The following is a 16202-nucleotide window of genomic DNA, read 5'->3' as shown; positions in this document are numbered from 1 at the left end:
AAAACCTCCTTGTCATTTTGGTAACTGTTTTATTTTCTGTTTCTGGTAGGTATGAGGAGAGGGTAAACTATACATTTTTAATTGTTATGACGTAATGATAATTTTTATTGCCATTGCTATCAAAGTGATACCGCCCACAAATTCAGCCTTACTTTCTAACCACGTCCCACCTTTAGTACCCACTAAAACGCCTAGCCAACTAAAAATAAACGTAATGATAGCAATAATAAAACAAGCGATGAACGGGTTTACTGGTAAAAGCATTAGGCTGAACCCTGCTGCCATAGCATCAATACTGGTGGCAATGGCTAAGATTAATAACACACGATGGGTAATCTTACTGATATCCTCTTCTATTCCTTCAGAAAATGAATCAAAAATCATTTTGACGCCAATGAGGAAGAGCAACAAAAAAGCAATCCACGGCGTATAAGATTCAGCCCAACTTAAAACTCCTTTGCCACCAAGGTAACCAATGATTGGCATTACTCCTTGAAAGAACCCAAAATATAGCGCAACAATTATGCCTAGTGGCGCAATTTTACTGTGTTGCTTGGTTGCCCCTAAACCAATAGAAACGGCAAAGGCATCCATGCTTAACGCAATAGCAAGAATAATGACTTCTATCATGTGAAAAACGTCCTAAATTATAAAAATAAAAGCAGTAATTAACTTATTGAAGGGCTGCTCTTTGACAGTAAACTAAACACTTATTAAAAAATATCATCTCGAAAATATTTATCAGTCATTTGTCATGAGTAAGGCTAGTTTCTCAAGCACCCGCTGATGAGTTTTCTTCAATCGCACTAGGCTTGTATTATCCGCAGAAAATTAGTATCTAGTTTCAACTAACGATTGTTTTTATAAGTATTATCTTACCTAAACCAAATACTTACCACAATTGTTGATGGTTGAAAGGAACCACCACTTTGAGATTGGGTGATATTTTCGATTTTAATATTAGGTTGTGTTGCTAACCAAAGATTAATTTCACCCTCTAAACCGTGATCTGTTGCAGTATCTGATTTTGGTAGAAAGCCTATTTTTGGTCGTAAAATTTTAGTGAATATTTTAACTTCCATGATATTCCCATATTTATAATAGAGTTGAGTAGGGTAACAAGTTAATAAGCGACTAAACAATCAAGTCAATAACCCTACAAAAAGGTTAAGACAAAAAATAAGATATGTCATTAAAAAGTTACCCGAAGTAAATTTATAGGGGAATAGCCGAAGAAGTATCGCCAATTAAAGGCCTGTTAACAGGCTCAATATCGTTGACTATTATTTTAGGTGCACACGATTAGCCAAGCTGATTTATCTGAGTTAATTGCCTTGTTACTGATAACTTGGTAATCATTAATCAAGCGAGTTTAATAGGATCTTTATCTCTTCTCTGACTGAATCAAGAGACCCTACAACTTTATCTACTGTTTGCTGGCTAGTAGAAATTGTTTCCCAATTAACGGACCAAACATCCTTTAGCGCAGTGGTTTTTGCTTTAACTTCGTCATCGGTAAGGACGCTCAAATCATCTATTAGCCCGACAATAACCCATCCTTTTCTAGGATTACCTTCCTTTAAGTCATCATCATAATAAGCCGAATAAACTAACTGTTCTAATGACGATAGATTTATCAACATCTCAAAACTAGCTGTTCGAATATTATTATTATTTTCAGAAACTTCCATACGCCAGACATTGTATGAAAAACCCATTAGCGTAAACAATAGGCTGAATATTACTGTTCTCTGGTATAAATTAATTCTGTTATCAATTTTATCTTCCATAGTTCACCTCACTGTTAACGCCTTAATAACAAGTAATAAAGGAACAAACTCCAACTGTTATCTGTCCTTCTTTATAAGTTGTATGGTTTGCCTAATGCCCGTAGTAAGTTTAAATATTTATTTCACCAGACATATAATCTACCGCATTTCCTGTCAAAATAACGCGTTCACCTTTGTATTCACAATGAACTATTCCACTTCGATTTGAAATTTGGCGACCTGTTAACAACGATAGTTTCAAGTTGGAACTCCAATAAGGTGCTAACTCACAATGAGCAGAGCCGGTGATAGGATCTTCATCTACACCTAGTTTAGGAAAAAAGCACCGACTAACAAAATCAACATCGGTTCCAACAGCGGTAACAACTACACCTCGAAGATCAAGTGCTAACCATTTAGACAAATCAGGATTAAGGTTTTTAACTTCCTCCTCACTATTTAAAACAATTATATAGTCGAAAGAGGCCAAAACTTGTTTAGGTGAAACATTACCTAAACCTTCCAATAAGTTAATGGGGGCGTCAATAATTGTTGGATGAGAAGCAGGAAAGTCCATACTAAAACCTGAATCATTTTTTGTGACAACTAATTCACCGCTCTTCGTTTGAAATTTTACTCTTGGTGACTTAAAACCTAAGTGCTCATATAGTACGTGAGCAGTGGCTAAAGTGGCATGGCCGCACAGATCTACTTCACCTCTTGGTGTAAACCAACGAAGTTCAATTGCTTGTGCAGATGACACAAAAAAAGCGGTTTCAGATAGATTGTTTTCTTCTGCTATTTTTTGAAGAATGTCATCATTTAACCATTCATCTAATGGACATACTGCGGCAGGGTTCCCTTCAAACACGTGTGATGCAAAGGCATCAACTTGATATATTTTTATTTTCATGAAACTCCAATGGATAATTTTTGATAACACTGTTTTGAATCTTTCTTGATTATCTGCATTTTTTACTGTTTCACTAATGCTGACTTTACAATAGCCAAACCAATAAGTCCTAATAATGCACCGGTAACCTTATCAATGTAATAGGCGGCTTTGGTAAACTTACGTCGTATTGTACTAGTTGAAAGAAGATAAATAATGGCTAAGTCCCATAAAAAGACAACCACGGTCATCCAGATACCTAATCCCAACTTAAAAGCAAAACCTACGTCAGGTGTGAGAACGACTGTAAATAGACTCAGGTAAAATAATAAATTCTTTGGATTTAATATTCCAGACATAAATCCAGTAATGAATTCCTTTAAAAAAGTTGATTTATTGGAAGTATCGTTAGTCGACTCAGCCAACTCAAAATTGTTGTATGAACTTTTACTAGCACGTAAAGCTTGCACCGCAAGATAAATTAGAAACAGTCCTCCAATAATTTTTAGTACAACCATTATCGTTACTGAAGCTGCTAAAATAGAACCGACACCAATTAAACACAAGCCAATATATAATGCGTTGGCAGATGCTATACCCAGCGCAACACCAATGGCGTTTTTACCTTCGTTTCTGATTGCGCTTTTTACAACAAGCACGAAATCTGGTCCAGGGCTTAATAAGGCAAGAAAATGCGCTATGGCAACCGTTACGAAAATACCAAATAAACTTATATCCATATAAAATACCTTTATTAATCGTAGAAATGAGCGCTAATGTTGAATAAATAATAACGCCGTTATTGTTATTGTTGGGATAAATATTATCAGCTAAATTTCTCTTGATAACCAAAGCATAATATTTAATAAAAACTGTTCATTTTGTTCAGCACCTTTAGCAATAACGCCCATCTTTCTTTTTGCTTTCCCACTGACTTGCGCAGTAAACATTGCAGCTTCACCGAACACTACAATTCTGCCTTTATCAAACTCCAATGTAGCACCTTGATTCCAACCCTTAACTGATATTTCAGGTGTATCGTCAGGAAACTCCCATGACTTTGTCGGCATATATGAAATTGCAGAATCACCAAAAACAAGTAAAGGTTTAGCGTTTGGCGGAGACAGAAAAGCTTGCCCAGTAAATGCTTTTACCGATTTAATCTCTTCTTTTAGACCAGTACCTTTCAAAATAGGATGGGCAAGTAAAGTACCTTTATCTTTTTCAAATAGCTGTGCTTTGTTAGTTAAGTCTTCGACATAGCCATTATTAAATTGAAAGCCAAAGATAGCAGCCATATCCTCTGCAGCTTTAGGGAATGGCATATGGTCAGCAATTAGAAAGAGTGAGCCGCCGTTTTTTACCCATTGATAAACAGCCTCAATTTCGTTTCTTGAAAATGCAGAGTAATTAGGTAAACTCCATTTTTCTACGTTTTTTACGCTCAATGCATTAGATATTATTAAGATGTCAGCATGGGCTAATGATTTTTTGGTGAAGATCTCTTTGTGTTTTTTAACTAAATAACCATCACTTTGCAATATATCAACAAATGGTCGATACCTGCCATCCATCGTATGAAAGTTATGATGGGCTTCATCTAAGAGTACTACAGGGGATTCTGCGGGTGAAAATGTCTTAATGGTGTTTTTAGCTTTAAAATTGCTATCACCGAGTTGTTGCGCATGAATAGATAATGACATAAATATCATAAAGCTAGATATTAATTTAACCACAAGAGTATCCTTATTCTGAAAGTAAAGTTGACCATAGAAGAATATATGTCCTTTTTATTCTCTTATACCCATGTTACCTCAAGATACAGGATTCAGCTGGAATTAGAAGCGTATTTAGGCAAGGTATTGATTGAAGGTAATGGTTGTTCCTTTATCGAAATTAATAACGTAGCATAAAGCGCTTCTAAACCAGCCCTACGGGGATGTCTGAGCGAATAATGCTCTTCGTTGCCTCTCTTTTTAAGGGAACAACCCTTAATAAAAAGAGGCGCCTCGATCATAAATCGCACAGTCATCTTGAAACTCGCATCTTGAAGTATCATGGGTATATACGCAATTATTACAATAAATGCCTAATGTGATAATCGTGTTGATGACTTTGTTAAATGTAAATTTATTAATTAATGATTTCAATCGAATAAGTAATATCAATTGTTGGTTGTAACATTAAACAAACATGACAATATTTATTGATGGCTTCTTCTATTGCTATGTTAACTTGAGATTCAGTAACCTTAGCTTCAATCGAAAAATGTAAATTGACCGATTTATATAATCTAGGTTCACTCTCTGTCAGTTGATACGTTAAACGGTTATTAAGCGCTTTAAGTTCAATAGCATTATCTTTGAAGTAAAGCGCCACATCGGTCGCACTACACGAGCCTAATGCAGATAATAATATTTCCGTCGGGCAAGGTGCTGATTTACTATCAGCATCAATGAAAACCTCAAACCCATCTTCTGTAACAATATTGAAGCGGCAATCTCCTTGCCAAGTAACATTAATAGTCATATTTTTCCTTTAAAATAACGAAGCATGAACACTGCAGTTGTCGAGTATCATAATGAATTACATCTTTTTTTACGTACTCTTAACGAGTAAGTGAGCGGAAAGGGTAGGGGTCAACTCTGCAATTAAACTAATAACATCATCACTAGCGTGATTTAGTAAAACCCAGCCATCTGTGCCCATAATCTCAATTGAGGTTATATCTATTTTACAAGCGTTCTCATTTTCATTACACCAAAAACCGGCAATGCGGAAAATACCTAAGCTTGTATTGATACGACTGATAGTAAAATTATTCACAAAACCTCGGATAAACTTAGCTTTATTAAGCAACTGATAATAATTGACTAAAAGAGTGAAGAAAGAACGAAGCCAACTGTCACTGTCTATTTGGTTTACCTGTTAGCTACAAAATTCATTTAAGACTTTCATTGCTAACTCAGCCTTATCCGTTTGAACAAATATATGGTCGTGATAATAAGCGGCTATTACATTAGCGCTAATATTATTTGCTGCCAACTTACCCGAAACTGCAGCCGTTAGACCTACCGCATCAAGACTCGAATGTACGGTTAAGGTTATCCCTCTAAATACAGATTCAAATGGAAGTTGATTAGCCATAGCCATTTCTTTAGATATTACTAAAGTTAACCCTTCTGATTCTCGAAAAGAAGCTAATGGCGATAACGCATTAAAATCAAGGTAATCACCTTCAACTGAACAAAATACGTACTCACCAGGTATCAAACTAGGTGACATAGATGCTAGCAGCTTATTTAAATTAGTTTCCCCAACCATTTAATTATCCTTTGTTGTTAAAGCCCTAATAAAGGCTTAAATATTGTTGACCAAAATTTGAGGAACGAATACAAATAACTGTATTTTTGTATTTTTTTATTTTTTTGATTGCTTGATTTCACTTTGTTTATAGACTTGCCCACTGCTGTTTTAAGCCGATGAGGTGAATAATACCAAAACATAAACAAATCAATGAACTCCACACCCAAAACTCAGGAGAACGTCCCATTGGAGCACTAACAAAAAAGAAACCAGCAATACCGCGAACGAAATAAATTAGTGTAATCAGAATAAGGGCTAAACGGATTAAAGGTAAGCGAAAAGTAACACCTGCCGCAGAAAAGGCATAAAGAGACCAAAGGGAGAGAACAAGCACAATACCACTGGTGATTAAGGTGGGTTGAATACTACCTCGCTCAGCAAGCACGGCCATTTTCTCTCCAGCGCCGAAGAATCGGTACCAAGGAGCACCAAAGTAAATACAACCAATATGAATAATGGCGATTATTGCATTTAAGGTACCAGCAATAATTAAAAAGACATTCATATTTTGATAAAACCTCCGTGTTACCTAACGCTCATCTAAGCGGACAGAATAGCTAGTTAAGCATCGATGACTAAGGACAAAAACTAACTATTTTTGTCCTTTCAATGAATTATTAGTCATCGATGGGGATACGCTATTTTTCTAATTTTAATTCACATGCTTCAACAGTCTGATAGATCAAGGTGTTTATGGTCATTGGCCCTACGCCTCCAGGTACAGGCGTATATGCTTTAACTCGATTCATAAGAGGTTCTAACTCAATATCTCCGACACCACCTTCGTGATAGCCAGCATCTATCACTACGGCATCATCTTTGATCCAAGCCGCTTTTATGAATTCTGGCTTACCTACCGCGCCTACAATGATATCTGCATTCTTGATGATTTTATCAAGACCAACTGTTTTTGAATGACAAATAGTAACCGTGCAGTTTTTATTAAGCAGCATCATTGCCATTGGTTTACCAAGAATAGGACTTCTACCAACCACAACAGCATGTTTCCCTTCTAGCGGGATATCATATGCCTCTAAAATTCGAATTATTCCTTTTGGCGTAGCGCTGCCATAAGAGGTTTCATTCATTGCCATTCGACCGAAACCCCAACAAGTTACCCCGTCAACATCTTTAGATAAATCTATGGAATCAAAGCACTGTCTTTCATTAATTTGTGGTGGTACAGGGTGCTGTAAAAGAATGCCATGAATATTTGGATTGGCATTAAGTTTTGCAATTTCAGCCAGTAACTCTTCTGTGGTTGTCTCTTCAGACATTTCAATTTTCAATGAGTCCATACCAACTCGGGTACAAGCATTCGACTTCATTTTTACATAGGTTGCCGATGAAGGGTCATTTCCCACTAGAATTGTGGCTAATATAGGAACGGCACCATTACTCAGTTTCTTAAGGCGTGCAACTCTTGAGCGCAAATCTTCTTCAGACTTTTTAGTAACGCTTTTCCCATCTAGAATCAATGCTGACATATATACAATCCTTAACTACTACGTTTATTTGTTTAAAAAATAACACCCAAATATTGGGCAAAATTCAGGTAACTAGAATAAGCGACACAGAAGCAAAAGCCAAATATATTTTATCCTTATTTAACAACTTGTTATGAAATATTACCAGTTTTCTACTAATAGTTTAGGCCACTGTTCTTTCCATTTTATCGCTTTGCCCTCATAAATGGTTTGGTTTACCAAAACTTTATTTGGTCTCACCCTAAGGGAAAACATATCTTGGAATCCAAAAGGAGCTATAAACTCTAATCGGCCTTTGTTCATCCGCATTGCCATACACGCACCAATAACAGGCCAGGTAGATATTGATTCTTGAACGCTATTATATTGAGCTTTCGGTATACCAAAGCGTTCTTCATACCATAAATGTACCCTCGCAATATTTTTGACATCGAATGGGATTTCCATATCAGAGAGAGATTCAGTTAACGCCTGAATATAACTGTTTTCTGACTGCCAACTTAAATCATCCTCGTCCCAATATAGAACATCAATATCCTTTATAAACGTATTAAAATCATATCCATGAATTACGTTCCATACATTTTGAAATATAATGCCTGCACCAACCCATGCGTTGGGAAGGTGACTTATTTTCTCTAATATTTGGGGCATTCCATCAATTGTCATGACGAATTCAGACAATAAAGTCACTTGTTCATTGAGGGACAAGTGTTGGCCATTTAATAATTTATTTTTCATGTAAAGGTAAGTCTATTTTAAGTTGAACACACCTCATTAAGAGGCTAATAATTGGTAGTTAAAACGCTATGATACGGAACAAAATCACTGTTTTGTCTCGTTTAAAGTAGCTGTTATTAGAAGCTATTTTAGTGATTTTCGAACACGTCCTCTAAGCAATGGCAGTAATTCTATCTCAAACCATGGATTCTTCTTAAGCCAAATATTATTCCTAGGACTAGGGTGAGGAAGAGGAATAATATTTGGCCAATATGTTTCCCACGATTTAACCAAATCAGTGACTGAAGCGTTCTTTACGCCCATGTGGTATTTTTGCGCATAACTGCCAAGCACAATAGTGACCTCTATTTGCGTAAGGTGAGCAAGAATTTTCTCTCTCCAAGCTGGCGCGCACTCTTTTCGTGGCGCAAGATCTCCTGTTTTCCCTGATCCAGGAAAGCAAAAACCCATAGGTAAAATTGCCACCTTTTCTGGATCATAAAACTCTTCTCGCGTTACTCCCAACCACTCACGTAAACGTTTACCGCTTGCATCATCAAAAGGCACGCCTGAAGTATGAACCTTCAGACCTGGAGCTTGACCAGCAATCAAAATCTTTGCCTTCGGATGCACCTGTAGAACAGGTCGTACCCCGTGTGATAATTGAGATGCACAAATGGTGCAGCGTCTTACTTCGTTGAGTAGAGATGAAAACTCTGACATTTGTATCCCAAGGCCTCCTCAAGAGGCTAAATATTGAGGGCTAAATTTGAGCTGAGTGCACAACACGCGTTATCTAGTCCTATTTGAGTTATTTGCTAGATTTGCTCCAAAATCTACCTATTAATTCATATTTATGTTTTAGCATTTAACGTCTTATAAATAACCAAGGGGTTGGTTTCGTGTTAAGTGCTTTTGATATTTTATTTTAATCATCTTTTTCGATAATTAGTTTCACGATATCTTCCATTGTTGTTGCACAAATATCAGGTCGGCGGTACAGCGGATGATAAATAGCTCCTGAACGATTAATGTAAGCTGCTCTCATTCCTACGGATAAAGCACCATGGGTGTCCCAATCGTGAGTAGCTACCAGCCTCAAAGACTCCAGTGGTTGCTTCAATTTTTTAGCTGCGAATTTATAGACAGTAGCATCAGGCTTAAAGCTTCCCGTTTCTTCAACTGAAATTATATCGTCAAAGTATTCCATTAAGCCTGCATTGGTAATTTGAGTTGATATCAGATTGAGCGATGAATTTGAAAAAGCTACTGTGCGAAAACCGGCAGATTTTAACTGAGCTAACGCTGGTTTAATATCATTGTGGGGGGGAAGGTTAGCAAAACCACTAAGAATATCATCACGCGCTGTCTGAGACAGTTCTACACCCAAGCGAGCAGCAATCGATTCAAGCATAGTACCCGCTAAGGTAGCAAAGTCAGTCTTTACATTTGTCATGATACAAACCGTAGATGAGTGCAAAAGCATAGAAAACCAGGTTGCCATCACGCTTTCGTCACCAAAAGTTACTTTGAACTTGGGTTTCAATGCACTGAGATTAAGTACCGTCTCATTTATGTCAAATAATATTATATGTCGTTTCATTACAACCTCGTCATTTTTTACATAGAAAAACTATTAAATATAAGTGCTTACCTTGATACATTAATATGGAAAAAATCTCCTAACAAGGGGATGAACACTATGTCGAGTCACGTTGAATTTCTTTGTTATAACGCAACTTCCATTTTGTAATATGCTACGTCTGCTTTATAGAAACGCTCACTACATGCTTGCATACCAAAGCGGTCATAAAACTGTATAGCTGATTCTCTCGCATCACACCAGAAAACTTCTACTTGGCTACTTCTTAACGTTTGAATAATATGTTCCAACATTTTGGAGCCAATTCCTTGGTTTTGATATCTGGGATCTGTAGCAAATTTACGTAAACGAGCTCTGTTTGAAGTTAAATAAACAGAAGCGACACACACAAGTAATCCGTCAACAAAAATACCAAAATGTGATGCTTTTATATCTCCATCTACGTGGCAATATTCAGGCGGTTTATTTGGCCACAAGACGCTCTGACGAAGAGGGATGGTTTGTTCCCAAGAAATAGCACTAATTTCCATTTTATTTTTTTAGCTTTTTGGTGTAAATGGGCAAGAGTACTGTTTAATAAGTGCCTCAACAACTAAATCACTACCAGAAGCATTTAGCTTTTCAGGGTTGTTAGCTAGGTAATTTATAACGGTATCTAACACGGGAGTTAAAGCATTTGGTGGGACATCTACACATAAGTTATCTTGTTCATTTGAATCAATAACTCCGACGACATAGCCTACAAATTGCAGATGGGAGTTTTCAGTAACGGGAGCAACAGACATTGACTTCAATAAATTACCATCAATATAACTGGCACTCGCTGAAGAAATAAAAAGGGTGAATGAAATAATAGTAAGAAATATTTTTCGCATTAAAGTTCCTATAGTTGATTGGGTAGGGTAAAGAAAATGCTCTGTTAATAGGCTAAATATTATGACTTGTTTTTACGCAGAACTATTTTTTTAATAATTTGAACAATAGAACCCATTAAAAAATACCCTACAAATTGACCAGAAAGAAAAAGTATCATTTTTGGAGCAAAATAAGTTTCTTCACTAAAAAAACGTAAAGTGAATATAGCGGGAGAAACTAATATTTTATATCCGGGCAATGATATTGGGACCATGTAGTAATTAAACAAAAAAGCACATAACCCAATCGCGATTCCGACAAATCCCCATATTGAGGAAAGCTTAAAATTTAACACTAATCTATTCACTCGCCATAATCCCCAAATAAGGGACTGATATTTGTTAGCCATAATGTGTAACGAAGCGAACAGCGCCAACGGCTAGCAGTTCTGTTTAGGTTACTTGTTTAAGTACAATGCACTTAACTGATTAATTACTTTAACATTATTTGGCACAGTTTCTATATCATTATCTGTAAACCAGAAAGGTTGAATACCTGCAGCGATTGCAGGTTTGATATCTTTATCAAAATTATCTCCAACCATAGCGACATTAACTGAAGGGACTTTCAATTTTTCTAGGATAGAGTTGAGAAACTCAGGTGTTCCTTTAGACAAGCCTAAATTAGCTTTACAAAAATAACCTGATATAAATTCATTTAACCCCACGCGCTCAAAGGCTTTTTTAATCTCTAACTCAGTTGAGTCGGCAGCGCCAGTAGCGATATATATTTGTGAGTGTTCAGATAACACCTCTAAGGTTTCTTTAGCCTCAGATACAGCCTCAACTATGTCCCAATCGCACATTTTGCCGGTAACACCAGGGAAATCGACCATTAAAGTGTCGCCCCAATCAAAAAGATATACGTTTATCACACAATCTCCATGTATACATTAGTCATACTTTATTCTCTTTAGCTATAGAATTTTTAACTGCTTCAACTTGTTGCTCACATTCTTTTCGTTGTTCGCCAGACATGTCTTTGCATTTTTTAGGTGGATCTTGGGAATAAATATCCTTGACCATTAGCGCACCATTTATTGCGGCACAACCTGAGTTAGAGCAATTTAAATTTCCTGCACTGCAAGAAGCAAGCAACGCACCTATAGCTAAAATTATTAATCTATCCATGATTACATTCCAAAACATGATACGCAGCTTACTGCTGCGCATCACGTTAATTTCCTTATTATGTTTTAATATATATCGAATACGACTTTCGTTGTAACAATTACTGGGGCCTTAATTAGATTGGTTTCAGCATTTATATATACTGTTTGTTTTAACACCTTAAGTGCAATTTTATTCCATGCGTCACTAGGAGTAGATTTGACAACTTTTAGATTAAAAATCTCACCGTTTGAATCAATAAGATAGTTTATAAATACTGTACCATTTTCACTGGGTAGTTTACCGGAAGGTGATTTAAAGGAAATTCCACCATCTTTAGCTACCCAATACTTAGATAGCTCAGGTTCCTCAATTTTAATGGCTGGTTGTGTAAGGTATTGCTCTGGTATGGATTGACAACCGATTAATATAGTACTAAAAAATAACGCTATTACTAAATTTTTCATATAACTTCCTTGTAAAATATAATGCCACCTTAAGTGACTGATAGTCGTTGGCTAATAAATATTATGCATGCCATTAATCTTCTTTATCAAATAAATGCCAAGGAATAAAAATACAGAGAATAATCATTATAAATATCGCCGTTTCTTTGAATCTAGAAGAACTAAATTGATTGAGGTTATCACTTATCAAAAGGTGAGTACCAATCAATAAACCTAGAGCAATTAAGAAAGCTCTAAATTTAACATCTCGTTTTAAGTAACTCAGACAATTCAACAAACCTAAACTTTCCTTGTACATATGAGCTCCAAATAGCAGACTAAGTAATCGTTGGCTAAAAGTTAAAGCGAAATGGAACGCTGCCAACGGTTGCGTGTCCTCGTTTTTATATTTGTTTTACTTACTTTGGTGCAACTTACCTATTTCTTCTGTTTTCGATAGCCTGTATTGTGTGCCTTGTTAGCTGTATTAATCCTTGGTACTGAATTTACCTACTACAGTAATTAATATCATATATAAGACCCAAAGAATTAAAGCTGTTTCATATAGCCAGTTAGCATTCCATTGGACTTTAAGCTCACCTAAGTCAATTAAAGACTCTAAAGCACTAGACATCCAAAGGCTAAAGAGTAGCCCCCCAATAAGGTTAAATACAACCTTATTGGGTAGAGTAGACCCTGCTCTAACAATTTCCTATATTGATGTAGAAGATAACTTTTCATATGAACTCTTAAAGCTAACACCACATAAGTGGCTTAAATGTTGAGTGGAGTGAACAAACCAACGGTTGCGTGTCACATTGAATTGTTTGTTATCTGTTTTTATCACTATCTCTTAATTCACGCATCCCCATCAACCGGCCTAAGAATGAAGATAGACCTATTGTTTTTCGAATTCTTTCAGCCCAAAGACCGCCAATCATGAACCCAACAAACCCACATAAAGGTACTGTTAGGCTATATAAATCACCCGCTTGCATACTAAGAATAAAACCAAGTATAAGCCCTGCTAAAGTTGGTGAAGCTGCAACAGTTAACCAAAGTAATGACTGAGCCATTAATGCTAAAAATTTCATCTGAGATCCTTGAAGCTATTTAAACAGCTAACGTCCGTTGATTTACTTGTTATATTTTGTGTAGATGGCAAATACTGAAATGATCAGAACATAAACAGAATTTATAAAACCTAGGGGGAGTTGAGCGATGCGCACTAAATCCTTTTAGGCGAAAACTGTGTAACCAAAAATACAAAATATTTTATGCAGCTAAAGTTACCACAAAAACGAGTAGAAACAAGTACAAAACTACAGATTAAATACCTAATTCATAAAATATTAACTTGAGTAAGTGGTGACATAGAAAGACCTCATTATTGTGCTAAATGTAGAGGAACGAAGTACAGCCACAATATTCTGTCCTGATTAAACAGCTTGTTGTGTTACATTTCTACGATTGATCCCCAACGTATAGGTTTACAACCATTTGGTGGTATTAATGGAGCTAACATAGCGCGATTGGAAGATATTTCATTAAGATTTAATTTTAAATTTTTGATTAAGCTAGTAGACCACATTTTATCTTTATCAGAATACGAAACGTAATCATCTTCAAAACCTTGTTGAATGGCACCAGCAAGGATCTTCTTTACTTGTTGCTCTGTTGAACAATAAATGAGATAGGTTATTTGATGTTCTTTACTAACATCAGAACCCATTTTTACCATAGTTGAAATTAGTTCACTATCTGTTTTTGAATAGTCAAATTCTTGAGTTGTAGCACTGTCATTTCCAGCTTCACAACTCCCTATTAAAAGTAGGCTGAACAAAACGCTTAATTTACGCATAAACTCTCCATGTAATATAATGCCTAAATAGCAGGCTAAGTAATGGTTGGCTAAAATTGTGTAGCGAAGCTAAACGTAGCCAACAGTATTTGTTCCGTTTTAAAGCCTTGTATGGATAATACATCTATCTTTTTGAAACTTAAGTTGGCTTTTCATTTTGGACAAGCATGTCTATGAATTTTGCAAATCGCCTCTGTCTGGTTTCGATTTTCTTCGCACTTGTCAATCCGTATGCGATGACATAATGACTCGATTTAGTGAGCGTTGCAAAAAATTGTTTGGCCTTCGGCTTGCTCTCTAATGCTAATAGGAAATCCGCTGGCACTTTCATCTCACTGGCCACATAGGCATTCTCCCACCGTCCGTCTGCTTTGGCAGCACGAACGTGCACGAGTCCTGATTCTGTCATCCGGCCCTCGTTTATCAAACGCTCCACATGTTCTCTGTTTCTTTTCGACCAGTTACTTCGCGCTTTTCTTGGAGTCACTCGCTGGAGATAGGCTTGGTCATCGATTGACTTCTTAATACCATCGATCCAGCCCCAGCACAGCATCTCAACCACGACATCGTCCCAAGTCACGCTCGGAATTTCAGTCTTTTTCTTGAATATTTTCACCCACAGTTCGCTTTCGATGGCGTGATTTACTTTGAGCCACCTGCCTAGATCTGTCGGCGATGCAAAGGTCATGATTCTCGCTGGATTGGGTTCAGGCATAAAACTAGGTTCTCTTCGGGATAACGTTTTGTTAAGTGGCAAAAAGTTGTTTGTTAAATGTAGGGGAAGGAAATACAGTCAACAGTATTTTGTCCTTTATTTAACTGCTTGTTATATGCACATTGCTAAAAATTAGAACGAACCCAGTGACTTAACTCTTCAATTGGTTTAGGAAAACCAAGGGTATAAACAAAGCGACTTTCTGCATCTACAAAAACACTATTTCCTACGCCAAGCAAAACAAAACCATCGGCTAACAGTGCGGTTGCATCTTGTGCACATTCAGTTTCAACAATCTTTGTAATTTGAAGAAGTATTTCTTGTGAACTAGTAATTTCAGAGTTACTCATGATAATCCTTGTGCCGTTTTATAAAACGCCTAACTTTCAATGTTGGCACCCAAATTCCAGCAAGAAGAACCATCACTGGTAAATACAACCTCATTATTGAGTCCCCACTAATATTGTAGTTTACATTAACTAAACCAACCTGAAGTAAGAGCATTACCATAGCTGTTGAAATCAAAGCGTATGACAAACTTCCTAGCTTATTGATTTCTGCAATTTCTTGATATTTATCCATTTAATGTCTCCCTTTGTGATAATTACACCACAGTTTTGAACCAGACTTATAATGCTTACATAAGGGGATATTTATTGTTGGCTAAAATGTTTAAGGCACAAAAAAAAGCCACTGTTTGTGTCCGTTTGAGTAGTTTGTTATGAGTTTATTTACCAAAAGCCAATATTGCGCTTAACTCACCTTTTTCAATTTCTTGGATATATATGGCTTTGGGTTCATTACCTACTGTTGAGTAAATAACAACTTTTGATTCAATAACTTGAATACCAAATTTACCAGACTTAATGTAAACACCACCAGGATAACGACCAGATGTGGCATACCAACCAGTTTTGTTCTCATGTAACCATTCGTTGAGAACTAAATACGCCTTGTCATTCAGAGTAATAGGTATTCCCTGTTTGGTATCCTTACTAAGGAAAATGTGCACTTCAGGTTCTAACTGAATATCTAGTGGCTTACTACAGCCAAATAAGCAGGTAACTAACAATAAAAGGATGACTCTATTCATTTTATTTACTCATAACGCCTCGTTAAGAGGCTAAAAATTGTTGATTAAAATAAGTGACGAAGGAGCAAATTCCAACTGTTATTTGTCCTTGTTGATTTACTTATAGTTCGACCAAGCCACTTATTTAATAAAGTAACTTACTCTTATATTAGGTGGAACATGCTTCTGTTGGTTACGAATATTGAATGGCAAACATCCAATGTTTCTAACAAGACGTTCGAGCCAA

General features: G+C 36.4%; 25 protein-coding genes. All 25 read right to left on the bottom strand.

Annotated features, from left to right (window positions below; translation table 11 throughout):
• Window positions 1–84: 84 nt before the first annotated feature.
• Entirely contained in the window at window positions 85–630 is a 546-nt protein-coding gene (locus tag ESZ36_RS10650) for a manganese efflux pump MntP (RefSeq protein ID WP_146787495.1), read from the bottom strand.
• Window positions 631–875: 245 nt separating this feature from the next.
• Window positions 876–1082 carry a hypothetical protein gene (locus tag ESZ36_RS10645; protein ID WP_146787492.1) on the bottom strand — a complete coding sequence of 69 codons (207 nt, stop codon included), beginning with the start codon at window positions 1080–1082 and terminating at the stop codon, window positions 876–878.
• Window positions 1083–1358: 276 nt separating this feature from the next.
• Window positions 1359–1790: a hypothetical protein gene (locus tag ESZ36_RS10640; RefSeq protein WP_246129061.1), complete on the bottom strand. Its 432-nt coding sequence runs from the start codon at window positions 1788–1790 to the stop codon at window positions 1359–1361.
• A 109-nt stretch (window positions 1791–1899) separates the two neighbouring features.
• The gene (locus ESZ36_RS10635; RefSeq protein WP_146787489.1) at window positions 1900–2682 is read right to left on the bottom strand and encodes a PhzF family phenazine biosynthesis protein; all 783 of its coding nucleotides are present in this window, start codon (window positions 2680–2682) and stop codon (window positions 1900–1902) included.
• Between the two features lie 62 nt (window positions 2683–2744).
• Window positions 2745–3401, bottom strand: coding sequence for a LysE family translocator (locus ESZ36_RS10630; protein ID WP_146787486.1), 657 nt, complete (start codon window positions 3399–3401; stop codon window positions 2745–2747).
• A 90-nt stretch (window positions 3402–3491) separates the two neighbouring features.
• On the bottom strand, window positions 3492–4397 hold the full coding sequence (locus ESZ36_RS10625; RefSeq protein WP_146787483.1) for a DUF4350 domain-containing protein: 906 nt from the start codon (window positions 4395–4397) through the stop codon (window positions 3492–3494).
• A 397-nt stretch (window positions 4398–4794) separates the two neighbouring features.
• The gene (locus ESZ36_RS10615; RefSeq protein WP_146787480.1) at window positions 4795–5190 is read right to left on the bottom strand and encodes an OsmC family protein; all 396 of its coding nucleotides are present in this window, start codon (window positions 5188–5190) and stop codon (window positions 4795–4797) included.
• Window positions 5191–5259: 69 nt separating this feature from the next.
• The gene (locus ESZ36_RS10610; RefSeq protein WP_146787477.1) at window positions 5260–5487 is read right to left on the bottom strand and encodes a hypothetical protein; all 228 of its coding nucleotides are present in this window, start codon (window positions 5485–5487) and stop codon (window positions 5260–5262) included.
• Window positions 5488–5589: 102 nt separating this feature from the next.
• Window positions 5590–5985 carry an ACT domain-containing protein gene (locus ESZ36_RS10605; RefSeq protein ID WP_146787474.1) on the bottom strand — a complete coding sequence of 132 codons (396 nt, stop codon included), beginning with the start codon at window positions 5983–5985 and terminating at the stop codon, window positions 5590–5592.
• A gap of 127 nt (window positions 5986–6112) precedes the next feature.
• On the bottom strand, window positions 6113–6532 hold the full coding sequence (locus tag ESZ36_RS10600) for a hypothetical protein (protein WP_146787471.1): 420 nt from the start codon (window positions 6530–6532) through the stop codon (window positions 6113–6115).
• 133 nt (window positions 6533–6665) lie between these two features.
• Window positions 6666–7514, bottom strand: a complete 849-nt coding sequence (gene folD, locus ESZ36_RS10595; protein WP_146787468.1) for a bifunctional methylenetetrahydrofolate dehydrogenase/methenyltetrahydrofolate cyclohydrolase FolD — start codon at window positions 7512–7514, stop codon at window positions 6666–6668.
• A gap of 141 nt (window positions 7515–7655) precedes the next feature.
• The gene (locus ESZ36_RS10590; protein WP_146787465.1) at window positions 7656–8255 is read right to left on the bottom strand and encodes a nucleotidyltransferase family protein; all 600 of its coding nucleotides are present in this window, start codon (window positions 8253–8255) and stop codon (window positions 7656–7658) included.
• A 123-nt stretch (window positions 8256–8378) separates the two neighbouring features.
• Entirely contained in the window at window positions 8379–8957 is a 579-nt protein-coding gene (locus tag ESZ36_RS10585) for a uracil-DNA glycosylase family protein (protein ID WP_146787462.1), read from the bottom strand.
• A 205-nt stretch (window positions 8958–9162) separates the two neighbouring features.
• Window positions 9163–9837 carry a haloacid dehalogenase type II gene (locus ESZ36_RS10580; RefSeq protein ID WP_146787459.1) on the bottom strand — a complete coding sequence of 225 codons (675 nt, stop codon included), beginning with the start codon at window positions 9835–9837 and terminating at the stop codon, window positions 9163–9165.
• A gap of 125 nt (window positions 9838–9962) precedes the next feature.
• Window positions 9963–10367, bottom strand: coding sequence for a GNAT family N-acetyltransferase (locus ESZ36_RS10575; RefSeq protein WP_146787456.1), 405 nt, complete (start codon window positions 10365–10367; stop codon window positions 9963–9965).
• 9 nt (window positions 10368–10376) lie between these two features.
• Window positions 10377–10712 (bottom strand): Rap1a/Tai family immunity protein, encoded by a 336-nt coding sequence (locus ESZ36_RS10570; RefSeq protein WP_146787453.1) that lies wholly within the window; start codon window positions 10710–10712, stop codon window positions 10377–10379.
• Window positions 10713–11149: 437 nt separating this feature from the next.
• Window positions 11150–11626 (bottom strand): HAD family hydrolase, encoded by a 477-nt coding sequence (locus ESZ36_RS10560; RefSeq protein WP_146787450.1) that lies wholly within the window; start codon window positions 11624–11626, stop codon window positions 11150–11152.
• A 22-nt stretch (window positions 11627–11648) separates the two neighbouring features.
• On the bottom strand, window positions 11649–11882 hold the full coding sequence (locus ESZ36_RS10555) for a hypothetical protein (RefSeq protein WP_146787447.1): 234 nt from the start codon (window positions 11880–11882) through the stop codon (window positions 11649–11651).
• A 65-nt stretch (window positions 11883–11947) separates the two neighbouring features.
• Complete coding sequence (locus ESZ36_RS10550) at window positions 11948–12328, bottom strand: energy transducer TonB (protein ID WP_146787444.1); 381 nt, start codon at window positions 12326–12328, stop codon at window positions 11948–11950.
• Between the two features lie 809 nt (window positions 12329–13137).
• Window positions 13138–13401, bottom strand: coding sequence for a hypothetical protein (locus tag ESZ36_RS10545; RefSeq protein ID WP_146787441.1), 264 nt, complete (start codon window positions 13399–13401; stop codon window positions 13138–13140).
• 362 nt (window positions 13402–13763) lie between these two features.
• Window positions 13764–14168 carry a ribonuclease E inhibitor RraB gene (locus tag ESZ36_RS10540; RefSeq protein WP_146787438.1) on the bottom strand — a complete coding sequence of 135 codons (405 nt, stop codon included), beginning with the start codon at window positions 14166–14168 and terminating at the stop codon, window positions 13764–13766.
• Window positions 14169–14307: 139 nt separating this feature from the next.
• Window positions 14308–14883, bottom strand: coding sequence for a YdeI/OmpD-associated family protein (locus tag ESZ36_RS10535; protein ID WP_146787435.1), 576 nt, complete (start codon window positions 14881–14883; stop codon window positions 14308–14310).
• A 125-nt stretch (window positions 14884–15008) separates the two neighbouring features.
• Entirely contained in the window at window positions 15009–15233 is a 225-nt protein-coding gene (locus ESZ36_RS10530; protein WP_146787432.1) for a hypothetical protein, read from the bottom strand.
• A complete protein-coding gene (locus ESZ36_RS10525) occupies window positions 15226–15465 on the bottom strand; it encodes a hypothetical protein (protein WP_146787429.1) in 240 nt (79 codons plus the stop codon). Before ESZ36_RS10525 ends, ESZ36_RS10530 begins: the two co-directional genes overlap by 8 nt.
• Window positions 15466–15610: 145 nt before the next feature.
• Complete coding sequence (locus ESZ36_RS10520) at window positions 15611–15976, bottom strand: hypothetical protein (protein WP_146787426.1); 366 nt, start codon at window positions 15974–15976, stop codon at window positions 15611–15613.
• Window positions 15977–16202 lie beyond the last annotated feature (226 nt).

It is taken from the genome of Colwellia demingiae, assembly GCF_007954275.1.
Taxonomy (GTDB): domain Bacteria; phylum Pseudomonadota; class Gammaproteobacteria; order Enterobacterales; family Alteromonadaceae; genus Colwellia; species Colwellia demingiae.
The sequence above is the reverse complement of the archived record's forward strand: the minus strand, read 5'-3'. Positions and strand labels throughout refer to the sequence as shown.

What these genes read in the sequence shown, in the direction of transcription:
- ESZ36_RS10650 (WP_146787495.1), bottom strand. Translation starts at nt 630, where the DNA reads ATGATAGAAGTCATTATTCTTGCTATTGCGTTAAGCATGGATGCCTTT.
- ESZ36_RS10645 (WP_146787492.1), bottom strand. Translation starts at nt 1,082, where the DNA reads ATGGAAGTTAAAATATTCACTAAAATTTTACGACCAAAAATAGGCTTT.
- ESZ36_RS10640 (WP_246129061.1), bottom strand. Translation starts at nt 1,790, where the DNA reads ATGGAAGATAAAATTGATAACAGAATTAATTTATACCAGAGAACAGTA.
- ESZ36_RS10635 (WP_146787489.1), bottom strand. Translation starts at nt 2,682, where the DNA reads ATGAAAATAAAAATATATCAAGTTGATGCCTTTGCATCACACGTGTTT.
- ESZ36_RS10630 (WP_146787486.1), bottom strand. Translation starts at nt 3,401, where the DNA reads ATGGATATAAGTTTATTTGGTATTTTCGTAACGGTTGCCATAGCGCAT.
- ESZ36_RS10615 (WP_146787480.1), bottom strand. Translation starts at nt 5,190, where the DNA reads ATGACTATTAATGTTACTTGGCAAGGAGATTGCCGCTTCAATATTGTT.
- ESZ36_RS10605 (WP_146787474.1), bottom strand. Translation starts at nt 5,985, where the DNA reads ATGGTTGGGGAAACTAATTTAAATAAGCTGCTAGCATCTATGTCACCT.
- ESZ36_RS10600 (WP_146787471.1), bottom strand. Translation starts at nt 6,532, where the DNA reads ATGAATGTCTTTTTAATTATTGCTGGTACCTTAAATGCAATAATCGCC.
- folD (WP_146787468.1), bottom strand. Translation starts at nt 7,514, where the DNA reads ATGTCAGCATTGATTCTAGATGGGAAAAGCGTTACTAAAAAGTCTGAA.
- ESZ36_RS10590 (WP_146787465.1), bottom strand. Translation starts at nt 8,255, where the DNA reads ATGAAAAATAAATTATTAAATGGCCAACACTTGTCCCTCAATGAACAA.
- ESZ36_RS10585 (WP_146787462.1), bottom strand. Translation starts at nt 8,957, where the DNA reads ATGTCAGAGTTTTCATCTCTACTCAACGAAGTAAGACGCTGCACCATT.
- ESZ36_RS10580 (WP_146787459.1), bottom strand. Translation starts at nt 9,837, where the DNA reads ATGAAACGACATATAATATTATTTGACATAAATGAGACGGTACTTAAT.
- ESZ36_RS10575 (WP_146787456.1), bottom strand. Translation starts at nt 10,367, where the DNA reads ATGGAAATTAGTGCTATTTCTTGGGAACAAACCATCCCTCTTCGTCAG.
- ESZ36_RS10570 (WP_146787453.1), bottom strand. Translation starts at nt 10,712, where the DNA reads ATGCGAAAAATATTTCTTACTATTATTTCATTCACCCTTTTTATTTCT.
- ESZ36_RS10555 (WP_146787447.1), bottom strand. Translation starts at nt 11,882, where the DNA reads ATGGATAGATTAATAATTTTAGCTATAGGTGCGTTGCTTGCTTCTTGC.
- ESZ36_RS10550 (WP_146787444.1), bottom strand. Translation starts at nt 12,328, where the DNA reads ATGAAAAATTTAGTAATAGCGTTATTTTTTAGTACTATATTAATCGGT.
- ESZ36_RS10545 (WP_146787441.1), bottom strand. Translation starts at nt 13,401, where the DNA reads ATGAAATTTTTAGCATTAATGGCTCAGTCATTACTTTGGTTAACTGTT.
- ESZ36_RS10540 (WP_146787438.1), bottom strand. Translation starts at nt 14,168, where the DNA reads ATGCGTAAATTAAGCGTTTTGTTCAGCCTACTTTTAATAGGGAGTTGT.
- ESZ36_RS10535 (WP_146787435.1), bottom strand. Translation starts at nt 14,883, where the DNA reads ATGCCTGAACCCAATCCAGCGAGAATCATGACCTTTGCATCGCCGACA.
- ESZ36_RS10530 (WP_146787432.1), bottom strand. Translation starts at nt 15,233, where the DNA reads ATGAGTAACTCTGAAATTACTAGTTCACAAGAAATACTTCTTCAAATT.
- ESZ36_RS10525 (WP_146787429.1), bottom strand. Translation starts at nt 15,465, where the DNA reads ATGGATAAATATCAAGAAATTGCAGAAATCAATAAGCTAGGAAGTTTG.
- ESZ36_RS10520 (WP_146787426.1), bottom strand. Translation starts at nt 15,976, where the DNA reads ATGAATAGAGTCATCCTTTTATTGTTAGTTACCTGCTTATTTGGCTGT.